Genomic DNA, 17,091 nt, shown 5'->3' with positions numbered 1-17,091 from the left:
TTGTGAGGATTATTGGGGGCGAAGTGTATTCCCAGGGTGCCAGGCTCCATCGACGACCAAAGTTAACGGAGTCTGGGGGATGCCGCGTTGTCCGCTGGTGATGAATGTATTCAAGAGGTTGATCGCCTGCGCGCCTGTTTGGGTGGAATTTAGGAGAATGCCGGAAAGTTGCTTGGCATTGTCCATGGTTAAGTGGGCAAAACCGATGTCCTTGGGAATTTGATATCCTTCTTCGACTAACCATTGGTGGGCGCAGTCCTCCGTGCTTAACACCGCATCGCAATTGTGGCGCTTTACCCATTTGATGAAGGATGCTTTCTCAAAATTGTCGGCGAGGAAAATGGGTGCATTGCCAATTTGTTCGCCGAAATGTTTCTGTTGTCCCAGGAATGCTCCTGACCAGCGAGCCGACTGGATGTCGTCATGCGCCTTAGGAATCGCAAGACCTATTCGCCGATAACCCAGGGCAGTCAACTCCTCAAGGGCTGTTACAACTGCCTTGAAGTGGTTGTGGGAAACCGAATGGAGTGGGGGTGTGTGTAGTGAGCGCCCAATCTGGATTGCGGAAAAATTACTAAAGTTGAACTCCAGTTTATCCTCTTCAGCAGGCAAGGGGAAGACAACCACACCGTTAATCCCGCGATGGTATAGGATTTCTGCAGTGCGGCGCGCTCCACCGTTTTCGGGTAGCCAGAATTCCTCGGTCCGAAATCCAATTGCCTCAGCCTGATCTTTGATTCCGTCATGGTATTTTCGGAATGTCTCACGGCGCCGCCAATCGTCTTTCTCATTCCAGTTGGTCAGTAGGGCTATAATTGTGTGACCAGGGTTTCGTCTCTGGCTCTTGCGGTATGAGGAAAGAGAGCTTAGCCAGGGGTCGCGCTGATAGCCCAGCTGTCTGGCAATAGACCGTACGCGCTCGGTTGTGTCCGTGGGGAGTCTGGGGTCTGAGCGAAGGGCTAGGGATACTGTCGTGGCGCTGACATGCGCTACATCAGCCACATCTTTCAGCGTAATTCGTGATTTTGTTGTGATCATGGTGGGGCTCCTGGGGATTGCTTATTGTTTGGACTAGCGTGAACGTTAACTCTGTCGAAATCAACAAATATTTAACGATATAGTTCCTTTAAATTCTGTTAAAATGCTTGAAAAGTTGAATTTTTGACCTGAGCATTTACCAATCAATGGTTAACGATAAACTATACCTCTCTTGGAGCCATAATGGATTTTCTGGTCACTGGGATCTCGAGTCAGACTTGCTTGAGATTCACCGCTCGGATAAGAGACAGTTGATATGGCAAGGCGCTTTATTGCCCGCTTTGTGGATTTTGGACGCAAGTGGGCAGCGCAGGTTCGTTAAGGCTGAGGTGCGGAGCGTTGATCAGCACACAGATACTGGGCAGTTGGATCTGGTTTTCCCCGGGCTTGCCGATGGGGAGTTGTCGTTTGCTATTGAAGCGGATCGGCTTCACTTGGGCGCCTTTTCAATACGCTGGTTCGATCAAGCGCCGAAGATCATTTCGATCTATGTTGGCGCGGTTGAGATGGGGAAAGACGAACGCAACATGGCTCCGAATCTGGATCGCCCATTTTGGCCAGCTTGGAGGGCGTTTGGCGCTTGTATTCCGACCATTAAAACAGGGCCAATTCAAAGTTTTGTCCGCATGTGGGACTTGGGGCATAGCAGGATAGGCTTAGGGAATTTTGCGCCTGCAATGGGTTCGCCCTACGGGGCAGCTTATCCGAGGCCATTGCTGGCCTGCGGTATGGGAGGTGACTCCGGTTGGGTGGTTTTCGGATTTCAAGAAGCGCCGGATGGCGCGCTTTCGTTTGTTACTGGCGCTAATTGCGGTTGCTTGGAAATACTTTACCGCGAGGACTTGTGGGGACCAATTGATGAGCCTGTGCGCACGTGGAATGACTTTTTGCACATCTGCTGGGCAGAGCAAGCTGTAGACGCCTATGCGCAATTCTATTACCCAGAGCCACAACCCACGGAGCCAAGCCCCCACCAACTATCGATGTGGAGCACATGGGGGGATTTCAAGGAAGGCATTTTCGATTTAAAATTCACTGCTGAACGCGCCCGGCGAGATTTCGGAGTCGATATCTTGATTTATGACGATCCCTGGGAGACGTTTTGTTCAAGCGGAGACACTAATTACGAGCGATTTCCAGACTTTGATGAGTCGGTGCAAGAGTCGCTTAACCTTGGATTAAAGGTCGGTTTTTGGCATTCGGTTGGTTGGCTGGACCGACCGGAAGAGTTTGGCTTGGGGCGGGAGGATCTACTCTGTGGCGTTGATGGTGAGCCGCGAGTCAGTTCTTGGTCCTTTAATCCATTCGATAAAGGGCCGCGGCATTTTGCGCTCGACCCCAGTTCTCCAAAGTCGAGGCAATTCTTAATTGAGCGAACACGGAAGGTGCTTGCAAAGTATCCGGCGTCGTTGCTGAAACTTGATTTCTACTATGGCTTGCCCGGGCCGGATGTTGCTGTGCCTCGGGATCCGCAGTACCGAGGCGAAAAACTAGGCATCGCACTCATCAACATCATTGCAAGAGAAGCTCGCCGAATTCGACCGGACATTACGATTCTTTGCTATGGGCTTCATCCGCTCATCGGCGAGAATACGCACCTCGTCGCATTGGATGATCTTGGTGATGCATCTGGTCGTGAAGCCGCTGCTCATGGTCAATGGAGTTTTTGGGCGACGATTGCGGGACGTGGCGGCAGGGCGATTAATGGATCGAGTGGCTACGACTGGGGAGCAGAGAGGGATGTCGTTTTGAATTCGGCGGTTATCGGCGCACCGGGTGGAATTTTGCCGCTATTCTATAAAAAAGGATTGGAGACGCCCAAGTCTGCGTATCGCCCGCGGAGGGCTTTGGCTAAGTGGTTTCGTCGAACTGTTGGCTGGCGTCCGCTTTGGCTGAACAGCCACCTTGGCGACTGTAACCGCGATCCGGAAATGCGCTGCTGGGGCCGCTTGGAAAGATTTGACGGCACTGATGAGTTGGTCGCTTTAGCTTTGAGGGGTGATTGCCAACCTGAAGCAGGGGAGGCGCCCGTTAGTGGATTTGAATGGTCGGGCGATTGGGCTATTATTGCGCAAGATCAGGCATCGATTGGAGATAGCTCAACGGTAGCCTTCATTCCGGTTGGTATGGGGGAGTTGCGTTTCGAGTGTCGTCGCCCCAAGCGTGTGGTTGCGGTCTTGGAGCAGGAAGGCGTCGATGCTGAGGAAGAGGCATCGATTCAGTGGGCGAATGGAGTGCTGGCGTTAACTGCTGGCAGAGAGATTTTGGAGCAAGGATTATTGGGCTACCTGGTTCACTATTGATTGATGCTATGATTTATGAATTGAGAATTTATACATGTCATCCTGGCGCGGTTGCGAAGGTTTTGGCGATGTGGCAGGAAGAGGGGCAAGAGATGCTGGCGCCGTACTTTAACTTGAAAGGGCAATGGGTTTCTGAGTCTGGTACTTGTAATCAGATTTACAGCTTGTGGGAGTTTGAAGACATGAATCATCGCAACGAAATGCGACGACAGCTTTTGCAGCATCCGGGTTTCATGGATTACCTGGAGCGTTGCCGCGCGCACTACGTTAGCCAGGAAGCGATTTTTCTCAGACCCACAGATCTGAGCCCACTGAAGTGAAGCCTATGCGGTGCAGTAGTCTACTGGCATATTTACTTTAATGCTAAAACTGTTGGGGATTCGCCAATGGGATCTCACCTAATCAGTATACGGCCACAACCATCGGATATCTCATGGAAGCTTGTTTGAATGGTATCTCATATGAAGACTTTAACTGGTTTAACATGGCAAAACCCACGTGGTGAACGTCCGCTGCTCGCGAGTGCTCGCGAGTTTGCCGCTAAACGTTCTGGAGTTTCTATCGAGTGGCAGGCCAAGCCTTGGTATGCGTTTGAGGAAGCGCTGATGTCTGCACTATCCAATCCTGGACAGGATTATGATCTCGTTATGTTTGACCATCCTTGGACCGGCAGCTTGGCGGCAAGCGGCGCATTGCATCCATGGGATGAGTTGATGCCTGCAGAGGAATTGCTCGAGGTGCGTAGCCGCACGGTAGCGCCTTCGTATGATAGCTATAACTGGAATGAGAGACAGTGGGGAATTCCGCTGGATGCTGCTTGCCATGCGGGTCTGTTTCGCTGTGATTTGGTTGAAGCTAAAGACTTGCCTCGAAGTTGGGATACTGTGGCGATTTGGGCGGCTAGGCAGCGAAAAACAGGGCTAAGGCATCCACTGGTTCTATCGGTCGAGGGGGTATTGGGTTCTTGTTTGTTTCTCTCGATGATGGCGTCACTTGGTCATCCAATAGACGTGCGTGAGGGGGGAGTTCGCCTTGATCGAGACGCGGCAGCTAAGGTGTTGAAAACCATTCTGGAATTACTGGATTTCACCCCGCCCGGATCTACGCATTGGGGGCCTTGGGATATCTATGATTACCTATGCGAAAGTGATGATACTGCTTATAGTCCGTCGATCTTTGCATACGTCAACTATTTCTCGTCGGAAGGGCGTGGGAACGCATTGCGCCTTTGGGAAACTCCCGGATTCGCTACTAAGCGAAGCACGCCGATACTGGGCGGAGTTGGTTTAGGCATCCTCAAAAAATGCAAGCACACGGATCTTGCAACGGAGTACGCCCGCTATTTAATTTCGGACCAAGTTCAGGCGCATTTATTCCCGAGTAACTCAGGACAGCCAGCAGGATTGGCGGCTTGGGAAGACCCAGAGCTTGATCAGGAATTTAACGGATTTTATTCTGCCTTGGCAGATGAGATGGCGCACGCATACACCCGCCCTCGCATGCCTGGATTTCATTGGTTAGAGTTGGAGATCGGTCGTATCTTGCAACTTTGCTGGGACGATGAAGTAACGGCGTCTGCGACTATTGAGCGGCTTTCTGAGATTAAGTCTGAGTGTTATGCCTGAGCTAGGAAGCGCATATCTGGTTGAGGATACCCTTGGGCTTCGTTGCTTTACGTTTCCGATGGGGGTGCGAACCGTACGCTTCTTCGCGATGAAAGATGGTCCGGAGCAGTGGACTCTGATTGATTGCGGTTTGCCCGGACATGTGACCAGTGTACTGGATGAGGGACAATTACCAGGTCGCATTACACGGGTTATCCTGACACATGCTGATGCGGATCACATCGGGGGTGTTGCAGAGTTATTGGCGCGCTTTCCAAACTGCGAAGTTTGTTGCCATCCTTTGGATTGTGTTTGGTGTGCAAATCATGATCTGTTGGTGAGAGAGCGTTATGGATGTGCACGGAAGCAATATGGCTTTGGCTATTTGATAGAAATTCAAGATGCATTTCGGGCAGCCTGTGGCGACGATTTTCAGATATCCTGTTTGCTCAATGCTGGCGATACACTGGCTATCGGTGGTGTTGTTTGGCGTGTGTTGCATTTGCCCGGTCACAGTCTAGGTCATATTGGGCTGTACTCGTCTACGGACGGCGTCCTTCTGGGGGGGGACGCCGTCTTAGGCGACGGGCCGCCTGATGCTTCCGGTGCGCCGTCGATGCCGCCGACCCATCAATTTATCCGCGACTATTTAAGCACGCTTTGCTTGTTGGAGGCCTTGCCGATTCAGCATGCGCTTTTCGCGCACTGGCCTGCGATGAATGCCGAAGCGTTGCGTGAATTTATTCAGACATCCCGCCGCGTCGTTGCGCGCCACCTAGCTTGGTTGGTCAACCGGCTAAACGCGCCCGCGAGTTTTGAGGAACTCCTGGAGGAACTCAATGCACGCGAGTCGTGTTGGGCTGAAAGTGAGAACGCGCACTTTCAATATGCCTTGGTTGGCTATTTGGACTACCTGCGCGAGCACGGGATTCAATGTGACCTGAAATCTATTTAAGATGAGCTACGAACAACCGGAATTTTGGTTCAAGGGAAAGGCTGCGATCGTCACGGGCGGTGCGCAGGGCCTTGGCTTTGCTGCCGCGCAAAAGTTGGCCGAGCACGGCGCGCGCGTCTTTATTGCAGACCGTGATGAAGCGCTTGCGCAGCAGTCGGCCGTATCGCTCCCGGGCGAAGGGCATGGCGCGCTTTTTTGCGATGTGACCTCGGATGCGGATCGTCAGCGCGTAGTCAACCACGTGGTTCGGGAGGCGGGCGGTTTGCACATCTTGTTGAACAATGCGGGCATTCAATATCATGCTGATGCAGCGGAAATGGATGACGAAGGCTGGCGTCGTGTGTTCGAGGTGAACGTCCACAGCATGATGTTCATGTCCAAGCTTGCGGCGCGTCAGATGATTGCGCAGCGGGAGGGGTCGATTGTGAACATTGGCAGCATCTCGAGCTTTTTCGGCATGCCGCGCCGCTCCGTTTATGTGACGACAAAGACCGCCGTTCTGGGGATGTCGCGCGGGTTAGCCTCGGAGTGGGCTCCGTATAACGTGCGTGTGAATGTGGTCTGCCCCGGCTATCACGAGACCAAGCTTTTCAAGGACTACGTCGACAAAGGAGTGCTGGACCCGGAGGTGATTCGTGGGCGTATTCCAATGGGCCGCCTGGGCACGCCGGGTGACATTGGCAACGCGGTCGTCATGCTGTGTTCACCGCTGGCGTCCTACATCACCGGGCAGTCGATCATGGTCGATGGTGGCTACACCATTTACGGGGCGCCCAATGCCTATGAACACGCGGGGATCGAATAGCATGGCGCAAATTATTTCCATCGAAGCTTTCCATTTATCGGTTCCGCTCGGGCGACCGCTGCGGTTGGGCGAAATGCAAATTCGCGACCGCGAGTATGTCTTCGTGCGGCTCACGGATGATGCCGGCAATGTTGGCTGTGCGCTCGGGCATGCGCGTGGTGCGCCGGTGGCAGAGGTGGTGCATCGCTGCGTCGCGCCGTTCTGGCAAAATGCCGAACCGCAAGCGCATGAGGCGATCTACGCGAAGTGCGTGAAGGCGAATGTTTGCCTGGGCACACATGGTCTGTTTTGGCGCGCGTTGAGTTTGGTTGATTGCGCGTTTTATGATTTGCAATCACGTGCGGCGGGAATGGGCTTGGGGCAATACCTTGGCGGGCAGTCGCGCAACGTGCCAACGGTCATCGTTGGTGGCTATCCGGTGGCTGACGAGACACCGCAATCGCTACAGCGCCAGATGGAGTTGTTTCAGGAGTTTCAACCGTTGGGTGTAAAAATTGCCAGCAGCGCCGACCTTGGTAAGGACACCGCGCGCTTGCGGGCTTGCCGTGAAGTGCTGCCGGACGCCACGCCGCTGATGATCGATTGCTACTGGTCTTTTGACTCGGCGCAGGAAGTTCTCAAAACCGCATCCACTTGGACTGATTTAAACATGGGTTGGATCGAAGATCCATTGGCGTTTGACGACTATGATGGCGTGCGCTTGCTGGCCGATGGCTTGGATTTTCCGCTGGCCATTGGCGATGAGCAGAGTGGCTTGCGCGCCTTTGAACGCTTGTTGCGGGCCGGTGTTTCCGTGCTACGCCTTGATGCGACGGTTTGTGGTGGCGTCAGTGCATTCGTGAAAATCGCACAGCGTGCAGCTGAGCTCGGTGTGCCGGTGGCGACGCATATATTTCACCCGTTGCACAAGCAGCTAGCGGATGCATGCCCCTCGGTCGCGTGGCTCGAAACGATGCTGCCGGAAAGTGATATTGAAGCTTTTCACCATCTCGCGCCTGACGCGCATCACTGGCGCGATGGTAGACTCGTCGCCGCAGACTCAATCTTGGGCGCGGGTTCTGAGTGGGATTTCGACGCCGTTGAACATTTTAAAAAACCGCAGGCAAGCTATGTCTCTTGATATTGATTTAAAGAATAAAGTCGCCTTGGTGACCGGGGTGACGGACGGGATTGGCCAGGGCGTGGCGCAGATGTTGGCGCGCGCTGGTTGCCGCGTTGCGGGTTGTGGCCGCCGTGATGAAAACAGCGAAGGCGCGAAGCAGTTTAAGGCGCTGGTCAAAGGCGAGGGCGCTGAGTCGCTTTACGTGCCATGCGACGTCACTAAGCGCGAAGACTTGGCGCATTTCGTTGAGGAGACGGTGAAGGCCTTTGGCCAACTGGATATCGTTATTTCCAATGCGGGCGCAGCGGTCTTTCAAGGTGTTGCCGGATGCTCGGAAGAGGACTGGCAAGCCAACTTGGATTTGAATTTCAATTCGCATTGGCGGTTAGCCCAACTTAGTCAGCCGCATCTGCTCAAAGCGAGTGCGGGAGTGATCATCATCATGGGCTCGAATCACGCCTTTTCCACGATTCCGGGCTGCTTCCCTTACAGTGCAACGAAGGCTGGTTTACTCGGCCTCGTGCAAAGCATTGCGATCGAATGGGGGCCGGATATTCGCGCCGTTGGCTTGGCTCCGGGCTTCATTGACACCCGCCAAAACAAGAACTGGTTTGGCTCTTTTCCAGACCCGGACAAAGAGCGCCAGCGGACTGAGGCGCTGCACCCGGTGAAGCGTTTGGGCAGCGTTGAGGAAATGGGCGCCTTCTGCGCATTTCTGGCGAGCACGTATGCCAGCTTTGCCACGGGAACAACGTTCATGGTCGACGGTGGGCGCTCGGCGCTCATGCAGGACGACTAGCCACGGGCACATTCGCCCGCTACGCCTGTCTTACTGCGAAGGGTGCTTTCTCCGGCGCACGATGCCCAACTAAGCGTCATTTTTCGTTACTCAATTATTCAATAGAATGGTTGCAATTTAAAACTATAACGTTCACTTTTGATCTGTCTTATGAGTATACTACCCAAAAACCTCCCCCAACGGTTTAATCAATTTTGCATGGCTACATTGGCCATTGCCGCCTCCTCAGTTGCCTGGGGAAATTCGCTTAAGGAGCCACCCGCGGCTCAAGTTGTAATCGAGCCTGGCATGATTCAGGCCGAGACCCCGCCTACGAATTTGTTCGACGAACAGTCGGTCGGTGAGAACCCGCTAATGAGTTCCGCGAACACCATGTGGAAAGGCCCATCGGAGTTCGTTATCGATCTCGGAAAAGAATGTCATCTCGGCAAGATCATGTTCTGGGATTTGAATGGCCACGCCGATGTGTTTGTCTCTGCTGGCGCTCCTGGCAACTGGCAGGAAATCGTCCAGGAAGACGGCGTGGGCATGAAGGTTTGGAAGGTGCATGACGGTCTGGATGTTAAGACGCGCTACCTGCAGGTGAAGGCGCCAAGCCCGGCTGGTTCTTTTGGAGAAATGCTGGTCTTTGAATACACTCCCGAGGGCTCGGCCCAGGTAATGGAAGAGCGCCGCCAAGCCGAGCTGCTGGCGCAGCGCGTCGCCCAGGCCAAGGAGGAGATCGGTCAGCGTCCGCTGGTCGAGTCGGGCACGTTGTTTGGCAAGCTGCCGTTGGTGGATGAAATCCTGACTGGCGAGACGGCACCAGAGACTTTTAAGGAAATGCCGAAGGGTGTCTCGAAGGTGGAAAACATTCTGGGCCAGAAGGCGCGGGTGTTGCCCAATGAAGGCGAGGACGCCAAATACTTTGCCTATCGAATGGGTGAGGGCCATTACATCGAGCCCGGCAAAGCATACCTGCTGACCGTTGATTTCCCGGACGACAAGCCGCGCACGTTTTACGTGACTAATCGAGGTGCTGAGATGACGCGCGGCATCCAAACCGGCCAAGCACTCGGCGACGTCATTTTCACTTACACGAACACAAATCTTGAGTCATTGGACATTCCGCAGACACAGGAATACATGACGTTCCAGCAGCTCTTTTGGCTAAACGACCGCTTCGACGAATTGAAGCAAAACCGCACGCCGGAAGAGCGCAAGTTTTCGTCCATCGGCGGCTTCTTTGTGATCATTGGCCAGGCTGGTGAGAAGCAGGCTCCGCTATCGCATGGCGCTGCCGTTTCGCGCATCCGTTTGTTTGAGGTCCCGGAGCCGCAAAAATTTAATGCCGAGCTGCCACTGCCTGAGGGGCTGCCGCACCGCCATCTATTCTATCGTGAAGAAATGGCGGACCTCGTCATTAACTCGGTCAACGAAAACGAGCGCATGGTCAGCAACCCGACCGATTGGTATGTTTACCACATGCGGCTGATGCAGTTTCTCGGCATGAACACCTTTGCCAAGGACTTGCTGGAGTTCGGCCACCCGCAGCATTGGGACGTCGAGAATCCGTCTTGGTATAACAGCCACAAGTTCCCCAACGTGTGGGGCGAAATTGTCGAAGAGGCCACCAAGCACGGGCTTAGTCTGCTGCCGTATTATGAGTATGCGGGCAGCACCGGTCGCCAGGGGCGTGGCCAGCTCGGCAAGCTGGAAAAGCGTGTCATGCCGCTGACTGACGAGTATTACACGCATGTGCGCTGGGCGGAGAAAAACCAAGTGGACATTACCGATCCGGACACGCTTACGGAGTTCAAGCGCGTGCTCGACCTGACCATTCTGAAATACAAGGACAAGGGCGAGATTCTGGGCGCATGGATTCGCTCCCGCACTTCTCAGATGCCGATGAGCTTCTCGGAATACACCTTGGCTCGCTTCGCGGAAGAGACCGGTCGCAAGCCGATGGTGCGTGAGGACGTCGAGGCCGATAAAGCCTTGCTCGAAGACTACTACGAGTGGTGGTTCGGCAAGCGCAAAGATTTCCTCAATGCGATTTATGAATATTTGAAGGAAAATGGCGTGGGCGAAGATGGCGACCCGGTGGTTATCTTTATGCCGGTTCACCAGGAGCCCGTGCCCAAGCTGCCCATTCCGGGCGCGAAAAAATCCATCGTTACTGACAACAAGTCGCAGTGGGAAGATATCGTAAAGTCACGCGAGGATTATTCCCACCTGCTCGTGCTTTCAGAGGATGAAGTGCTGGATAAGCAAATGTATCTCACCGGCATTACGTCGCCTTTGCCGACGTGGAGTGTTTGGGAGTGGCAGCACGCGATTCCGCAGGCCGACCCACAGCACTACAAGGACTCGGACGGCATTATGCTCGCCTATCCCTTTAACCGCAAATACACCGTCAGCGATCCCAAGGCGATGGAGGCCTATCGGACCAAAGCTGGCCTGGCGATGGTGCGCCATTTCCCGCTGAATGAAGACACGATGGAGGGCATCACCGGCTACTTTGTCACCGACTTTGAGCGCGTTGGCCCGTATGTAATGCTGCCCGAGGCGCTGGCCGTCGCGAACGGCGATCCGTGGTATATCGGCTACACCAGCGGTCACATCTTTAACCGCGGATTTCCGGAATATGTGCGCCGCTTTAACGCCAATTATCTGGCCCTGCCGGCGCTGCCCAGCGAGGTCTTTGAAAATGCGACCAAGGAAGAAGGCGTCGTGGTGCGAACGATTCGTACGCCGGGACAAGGCACGTATGTGGCGATCGTTAACACCGGCCTGAAGCCGCTGAAGGACATTCGCATCGAGATGCCAAAGTCCGGCGATGTTTATGCCGCGGTCACGGGTAACCTCGTTGCCTCGGGCACCAATTCAATCCGTGTGGATCTGGACCCGGCCGAGCTGAAAACGGTCCTTGTTCGCTAGATTTTTCAATCGATAATTGTAGGGTAGGGGCCTCGCTTTGCTTTGCAGAGCGAGGCCTTTTTTGTGGCAATGAATATACAAGGGGCTTGCCACATTGTGCGAATTGAATAGCCTGAATTTAAGTAAATGAGCGGCTATTCATCAGGTGAAGTTTGTTGCGCTGTGCGGAAAAATAGGACCGCAAGCATTGAGTCGACGCTTCTGAATGCTGCATTAAGCGTCGCCGACCGTGCGACCAAGCGTCGGCGACTGTAGAACGAAGTATCGGCGACTGTTCTGTGAAGCGTCGGCGACGCTTCGAGCAAAGCCTACTCGTGTGTTGGTGATGCATCCGGTGCTGTGTTCGTCCGACATACCCGTGTGTTACGGTCTGTTTGCCGAGGCGGTGCAACGGGCATGCGTCGTGCCTTAAGTCACGCTATAGCGGCTCACTGGAGGGCGGTGCTCTGTCACCGCTGCACGTTATCCTTGCAACGGAGACGACAAGGCAGCGCCCGCCAGCAATGCTAATTCGGATCGTTGCGGTCAACCAAGTAGCTGGTGACTGCTGTGCCTCAGTTCAAAGGCGTCACCTTAGATGTTATCGATTGCGATGCCCTTGGGCAGCTCAGGGAAAGTTGCCGGGGTCGGGAGGGTTTGATACCAGAATGCGACCGAGGCAATGTCGTCGAGGCGCTGCAGGAAGTCGCCGCGGCGGGTCCAGCCGAGGGATTGAATCGTTACCTTGATGTCCTCTTCGAAGCGGATGGGGTCCATCACGTGCCAGCGATAGAGCGCGAAGCGGGTGTTGGCGTTGTAAACACCGTCCGGGCGCACGACATGTGGCATGCCGGCGTAGGGCGTGGTAAACTCCTGGTATTGCTTGGTCTCTTTGTTCTCAAAGTTGTAGGAGCCGCAAAAGTAGTCTTCCGCTCCCGTGCCGCAGATGGTCGGGTAGCCCGTGGAGCCGCCCACGACTTCGCCGTCGGAGACTTCCGGCTTCGCGTCGCCATCGAGGTAAAACTTGATTTCGCCTTCGCCCCACCAGCCATTGTGGTTGACCTGCCAGGCCATCACGGTGCCGACGTAGTGGCCCTCGCCGGAGATGTTGTCGAGGATCGTGTGAACTTCGCCCTCCATCACGGGGCGGCTGCGGCGGAACTGCGCGTGGAAATACGCGGCGTTTTCGGGAACGTCAGTCAGGGTGTAGTTGATCTGGTAATAGACCTTGATCGGCGTATTGACGTCGCGGTTTTCAATCGTGATGCGGCAACGCTTGCGGAATGGCATTTCCCAATAGCAGTTGAACGCATTGCCCGGGTTTACGCAGACTGGCAGCGAGGTAACTTGCGCGAAAACGTTGAAGCTCGTGTAGGGGCTGGCAAAGAAATCACCCACCGGGCACTCGACGGACGGCTGCTCCTGGTCATCCCAGTAAAAGCGGATAATCGAGGTGCGATTGACGCCGGTCGGGGTCATCCAAATTTGCTGAATGGCGCCGGGGCCTTCGATGTTGGCGATCTCCGCGGTTTCGCCGGGTTGGATCTCGATGAACGGGCGGACCTTCCAGCCTTTGCCCAGGTAGCGAGCGGGCCCGGCGGGTTTGCCGTGCTCATCGAGCTCGGGCACGGCGCGGCCACCACCGGCGACTTCGCCATTGGGATTCTCGGGAGATAGCGAGCGCGTTTTGGCTTTGGAAAGCAGGGAGAGGTTGCCCAAATGAAGGCCGAGGCCATTGAATGAATTCATCTTGTTAAACGGATCGGGGGTTCGTTGTTGGAGGATTGAAGCATCGAGGTATAACGTTCACATTAACTTGGACAAGTGATTTCCGTCCTCGCATTAAAAAAGCGCCCGGGCACTGGCCGCGGGCGCTTTTGCAAAGGTAGACTACCAAGCTAGTTGAGGTCGGCTGATGTCGCTGCGCGAATGTCGAGATTGTCGAACGTTGCGGAGGTGGTCAGCCCATCGGTTTTGCCCCGGCACACGAACAGGCCGACGTAGAAGTCCGTGCCGGTCATGCCGATGGTTTGGCTGGCGTAGGTGGTCCAGGTGGCACCGTCCAGCGAATAGCGGGCAGTGAACACGTTGCCAATGCGCACGAGACGCAGCCAGACTGGCGGAATGCTCGGGCTGATGGTGCCCAGTGAATTCGTATTCTGCGTGGTGCCTGCGTTGGAGTCGCGCCAGAGAAAGGCGACCTGGTAGTCGCGTCCGGCATTCACGGCGGACGCATGCAGGTCGGTCGCCGTCAGTGAATGGCGCATCATGATGCCGATTCGGTTCTGCACTTCCCAATTGCTGATGCCAGCGAGGCGGACATCCACCGTGCAGTCGCCGCTCCATTGAGTGAAGGCGAAGTGAATGCCATCGCTGGAAGACCACAGTCGCTGGCCGGAGCCGGTAATCGCGTAGGCTTGATTCAGGCTGTCAAACGTGGTGCTGCCCGCAACGTCCCAGGCGCCGATGTCCAGCGAGTTGGCATAGTCGATCATCGATTCGATGGTGATCAGGAACTCGCTGATGACGCTGCGGGCCGCTGTTGACGCGCCGCCGTTGGACACGAACAGACCGACCTTCACCGACGATGCCAGGCCGCTGAGGGTGACGGTGTCGGCAGTGGTGTAGGTGCTGCCGTCGGTGGATGTCGCCATGGCGATGTCGTCCCCGTTGCGGGTTAGCTTTACCCAAGCATCGGGGTAGGTGTAGCTGCCCGTGGTTGCGGTGCTGGCCGTGGCGCTGGTCACAGTTCGCTCGGCGGTAATGAAGGCGCCACTGGCTCCAGCGCCGAGGAAGGCCATGCGGTCCGTGGCGGCGTTGCCTTCACGAATCATCAGGCCGGCCAGGTTGCCACTGCCGCCGCCGGTTAGCTCGTCGATGCGGGCCACGACTTCGAAGTTGCCGCTCTGGTCAGTCCACTCAAAGAAGCCTGCATCGGCGGTGCTGTTGAGTGCGGCGCCGCCGCCATAGATTTCCCAGTCGTTCCCGTTTAGATCGCGACTGCTGCCGCTACCCGTGCCGAAGGCGGCACCGGTTAGGCCGAAGTCTTCGAGGTTGCCTGCTTCGGTGATCAGGATGGCGTTGATCTTCGCATTGCCGGTTACGTTTTGGAATGCGATGGATGCGTTGCCATCGGTGATGTTGACCGCGAACGTTTTGCGCAGCGCGGTGTTGGCGTTGGCCTCGACGCGGATGTCGAAATTGGACAACACTGTCGTGCCTTCCAGGGTCACGTTGAAAACCCGCGAGCCCACGGAGCCATTGTCCGCGAAGAAGAGCGTGACGTTGTAATCGCCGCTGGTGCTCACCGGGATTTCGTAGCTGTGGTTGCCCCAGCGGTAGCGGTGGTAGAGTGTGTCGTCGTCGGTATCGGCAATTGGGGTGGTGATGCCGGTCGCGCTGCCACCGCTGTAATAATCATCCACAGAGAACTCCGCGCCTTCGCTTGCCGAGGTGTAGGGCGTGGTGAACTCGCCGCAGTTGATCGCGGCAACGAGCGCGCCGCTGCCACCGCCGTTGCTGGCCGACACGGTTACGGTGACTTCGTCATACGCCGTCAAGCTGCCGCTGTCGGTGGCGGTGAGTCGCAGCATGTAGGCGCCCGCGTCGGTGAAGTCCGCGCTCGTATCGACGGCGCCCTCGTCGGCAAAGGTCGCCGTACCCGGGCCGCTGACCTGCGTCCAGAGAACGGTGGTCGCGTCGTCATCGGTGACGGTGGCGTCGAGGGCGACGTTCGTTAATTGGCTGGCGCTGAAGTCCGCGCCGACATTTACGACGGGGGCCACATTGCGTGTTACGGTAATGACGTCGGCGCCGGTGTTGCTATTGGTGGAGGAGTCCGTCGCGGTGATGGTGATGACGTTGTCGCCGGGATCGAGGGCAACGCCGGTTACGCTCCAGGCAGTGGCGCCGCTGGCCGCGCCGCTCGCGCTGGTGGCCGCATTACCCCAGGCAACGGAGGCGACGCCGCTGGCGTCAGACGCCGTGCCCGACAGGTCGATGCTGACATCGTTCGTGAAATACGTGGCACCCGTGCTCGGCGAGGTAATTTCCACGAGGGGATTGATCGTATCGCCGCTGCCGCCGCCCGTGCCCAGGCGCGTCAGTTCCATGGCGTTGATTTGCCCTTCGGTGCTGCCGGGGGCGCCGGTAATCGTGAGCAGAAGCTCGCCGTTGCCGTCCGCCGACACGGAGCTAAAAGTCGCGTATTGGCTGGCGTTGTTTTGCACGTCGAGATCGTGATACTCAGTTCCGATCTGGTAGCGCGTCTCGCGGTCGGCATCGTTGGAGCCGTAGATTTTTAGCTCGTAGTCCGCGCCCGGATGCAGGCCACGCAAGCGCAGCTCAGCAACGTTGCCATAGCGCGTGTACCAGCCATCGCGTCCGATCGGGTTGTCGTAGGGCGTGGTCGCGGTGTAGGAATCGTAGCTGTGGAAAGCTTCGTCCAGATCGAGGATCACCGACGTGCGCCGACCGTCCTCGGTCATCAGGTAGGGCAGCACGGAGGCGATGGTGCGCATCAGAGAGCCATAAGTTGCGTTCCATATGCGGCCCTGGCTATCGGGGAATTCGACATTGGTGGTGCTGAGCCGCTGGTTGCCGAAGTCGAAGAGGATCGTTTCGCCAACCTGAAGAGTGGTGTCAGCAGGAATGATGGCCTGGGCCGTCAGCCAAGTGTAGAGCGCTGTGGTCCCGTAAAAAGGGCTCCAGCTATCGTGATTGGACGAGTCATACTCCGTGTAGTGGAGATTGTTTTCGTAGTTGTAATACAGGCCCTGCCCACTGCTCGGAAAAGTCCATGCGCTCAGGCCTCCGGCCGCGCGGATGTCGTTGATGTGTTGGCGATCATAGGCGGCAGTCACCAGATTATCCGCACGACTGTGGGAGACCCAGATCGGCTTGCCGACGAGGGTGTCGGTGCTGAAGATCCCCTCAGTCGATGCCGTTGGGAAGGCGGCGGCAATAGGATCGCGGTAACGGCAAAGCGCTGTCCAGGTGCCTCCGCCACCGAGCGAGAGACCGGTGATGTAAACCTTGTTCGGGTTGATGTTATACTCGCGGATGAGGCCCGCGGCGACGCGCATGGTGTCGTCGATCACGGTTGGGTTCCACGCATTGCCGCCATCATAGAGCTGGGGCGCCAAGAGGTAAAACGGATTGCTGCTGTCTTTGGCTGCGGCGAGCAGATTGTTGATCTGCGGGTTGCTGACTTGGTCGGTGTTGTTGTTGCCCTGTGGCGCGCCCGAACCATGGAAAAAAATGACAATCGGCGTATTGGCGTCTGCGTTGGGCGGCACATAAAGGCGCGCGGGTAAGTCGCCGCTGCCGGCGCCGTCACTGTTGTAATCGTAGGTGACATCGATGAAGTCCGAGACGGCGGCATTGGTGTTGGGGGAGGCCCAGGCGGTGAGCAGCCCGGCAATGAACAGGGCGCCTCCGGCTTTGCCACGGAATGACAGAGGCGACGTTTTCCGGCAGGCTTGTTTTCTGGGCGCACTTCGTGCGGGTGTCGAGTCGGTATGAGGTATTGGTAACATAGTTTGTTGATGGTTTGCCAAGATTGCCGAAGCAGCGCTTGCCTCGTGAA

The 17,091-nt window shown here is 56.1% G+C and carries 12 protein-coding genes; 8 read left to right on the top strand and 4 right to left on the bottom strand.

All coding sequences use genetic code 11. The features are described 5' to 3' along the window. Positions 1–9: 9 nt before the first annotated feature. Positions 10–1,038, bottom strand: a complete 1,029-nt coding sequence (locus RBB63_RS11655) for a LacI family DNA-binding transcriptional regulator (RefSeq protein WP_309384367.1) — start codon at positions 1,036–1,038, stop codon at positions 10–12. A gap of 146 nt (positions 1,039–1,184) precedes the next feature. On the opposite strand from RBB63_RS11655, the gene RBB63_RS11650 reads away from it, so the two are divergent. The 8 genes from RBB63_RS11650 (at position 1,185) to RBB63_RS11615 (ending at position 11,525) form a co-directional block, all read left to right on the top strand. Continuing rightward, entirely contained in the window at positions 1,185–3,341 is a 2,157-nt protein-coding gene (locus RBB63_RS11650; RefSeq protein WP_309384365.1) for an alpha-galactosidase, read from the top strand. A gap of 8 nt (positions 3,342–3,349) precedes the next feature. After that, positions 3,350–3,661 carry an NIPSNAP family protein gene (locus tag RBB63_RS11645; protein WP_309384364.1) on the top strand — a complete coding sequence of 104 codons (312 nt, stop codon included), beginning with the start codon at positions 3,350–3,352 and terminating at the stop codon, positions 3,659–3,661. 141 nt (positions 3,662–3,802) lie between these two features. Further along, a complete protein-coding gene (locus RBB63_RS11640; RefSeq protein ID WP_309384363.1) occupies positions 3,803–4,966 on the top strand; it encodes an extracellular solute-binding protein in 1,164 nt (387 codons plus the stop codon). Beyond that, complete coding sequence (locus RBB63_RS11635) at positions 4,959–5,900, top strand: MBL fold metallo-hydrolase (RefSeq protein WP_309384361.1); 942 nt, start codon at positions 4,959–4,961, stop codon at positions 5,898–5,900. The genes RBB63_RS11640 and RBB63_RS11635 overlap by 8 nt, the downstream gene beginning before the upstream one ends. A 1-nt stretch (position 5,901) precedes the next feature. After that, positions 5,902–6,705 (top strand): SDR family NAD(P)-dependent oxidoreductase, encoded by an 804-nt coding sequence (locus RBB63_RS11630; protein WP_309384359.1) that lies wholly within the window; start codon positions 5,902–5,904, stop codon positions 6,703–6,705. A gap of 1 nt (position 6,706) precedes the next feature. Beyond that, positions 6,707–7,825, top strand: coding sequence for a mandelate racemase/muconate lactonizing enzyme family protein (locus RBB63_RS11625; RefSeq protein ID WP_309384357.1), 1,119 nt, complete (start codon positions 6,707–6,709; stop codon positions 7,823–7,825). Further along, the gene (locus RBB63_RS11620) at positions 7,815–8,606 is read left to right on the top strand and encodes an SDR family NAD(P)-dependent oxidoreductase (RefSeq protein ID WP_309384355.1); all 792 of its coding nucleotides are present in this window, start codon (positions 7,815–7,817) and stop codon (positions 8,604–8,606) included. Before RBB63_RS11625 ends, RBB63_RS11620 begins: the two co-directional genes overlap by 11 nt. Positions 8,607–8,804: 198 nt before the next feature. Next, complete coding sequence (locus RBB63_RS11615; protein ID WP_309384354.1) at positions 8,805–11,525, top strand: hypothetical protein; 2,721 nt, start codon at positions 8,805–8,807, stop codon at positions 11,523–11,525. 213 nt (positions 11,526–11,738) lie between these two features. Here the strand turns inward: RBB63_RS11615 and RBB63_RS11610 are convergent, their stop codons facing one another. From RBB63_RS11610 to RBB63_RS11600, 3 genes are all read right to left on the bottom strand, one after another. Continuing rightward, positions 11,739–11,879 (bottom strand): hypothetical protein, encoded by a 141-nt coding sequence (locus RBB63_RS11610; protein WP_309384352.1) that lies wholly within the window; start codon positions 11,877–11,879, stop codon positions 11,739–11,741. A 219-nt stretch (positions 11,880–12,098) separates the two neighbouring features. After that, positions 12,099–13,253: a glycoside hydrolase family 172 protein gene (locus RBB63_RS11605; RefSeq protein ID WP_309384350.1), complete on the bottom strand. Its 1,155-nt coding sequence runs from the start codon at positions 13,251–13,253 to the stop codon at positions 12,099–12,101. Positions 13,254–13,402: 149 nt separating this feature from the next. Then, on the bottom strand, positions 13,403–17,041 hold the full coding sequence (locus tag RBB63_RS11600; protein WP_309384348.1) for a malectin domain-containing carbohydrate-binding protein: 3,639 nt from the start codon (positions 17,039–17,041) through the stop codon (positions 13,403–13,405). Positions 17,042–17,091 lie beyond the last annotated feature (50 nt).

The sequence above is a fragment of the Cerasicoccus frondis genome (genome assembly GCA_031296915.1).
Taxonomy (GTDB): Bacteria; Verrucomicrobiota; Verrucomicrobiia; order Opitutales; family Cerasicoccaceae; genus Cerasicoccus; species Cerasicoccus frondis.
The sequence above is the reverse complement of the archived record's forward strand: the minus strand, read 5'-3'. Positions and strand labels throughout refer to the sequence as shown.

Coding starts and splice junctions, on each gene's coding strand:
- RBB63_RS11655 (WP_309384367.1), bottom strand. CDS start 1,038: ATGATCACAACAAAATCACGAATTACGCTGAAAGATGTGGCTGATGTA.
- RBB63_RS11650 (WP_309384365.1), top strand. CDS start 1,185: ATGGTTAACGATAAACTATACCTCTCTTGGAGCCATAATGGATTTTCT.
- RBB63_RS11645 (WP_309384364.1), top strand. CDS start 3,350: ATGATTTATGAATTGAGAATTTATACATGTCATCCTGGCGCGGTTGCG.
- RBB63_RS11640 (WP_309384363.1), top strand. CDS start 3,803: ATGAAGACTTTAACTGGTTTAACATGGCAAAACCCACGTGGTGAACGT.
- RBB63_RS11635 (WP_309384361.1), top strand. CDS start 4,959: ATGCCTGAGCTAGGAAGCGCATATCTGGTTGAGGATACCCTTGGGCTT.
- RBB63_RS11630 (WP_309384359.1), top strand. CDS start 5,902: ATGAGCTACGAACAACCGGAATTTTGGTTCAAGGGAAAGGCTGCGATC.
- RBB63_RS11625 (WP_309384357.1), top strand. CDS start 6,707: ATGGCGCAAATTATTTCCATCGAAGCTTTCCATTTATCGGTTCCGCTC.
- RBB63_RS11620 (WP_309384355.1), top strand. CDS start 7,815: ATGTCTCTTGATATTGATTTAAAGAATAAAGTCGCCTTGGTGACCGGG.
- RBB63_RS11615 (WP_309384354.1), top strand. CDS start 8,805: ATGGCTACATTGGCCATTGCCGCCTCCTCAGTTGCCTGGGGAAATTCG.
- RBB63_RS11610 (WP_309384352.1), bottom strand. CDS start 11,879: ATGTCGGACGAACACAGCACCGGATGCATCACCAACACACGAGTAGGC.
- RBB63_RS11605 (WP_309384350.1), bottom strand. CDS start 13,253: ATGAATTCATTCAATGGCCTCGGCCTTCATTTGGGCAACCTCTCCCTG.
- RBB63_RS11600 (WP_309384348.1), bottom strand. CDS start 17,041: ATGTTACCAATACCTCATACCGACTCGACACCCGCACGAAGTGCGCCC.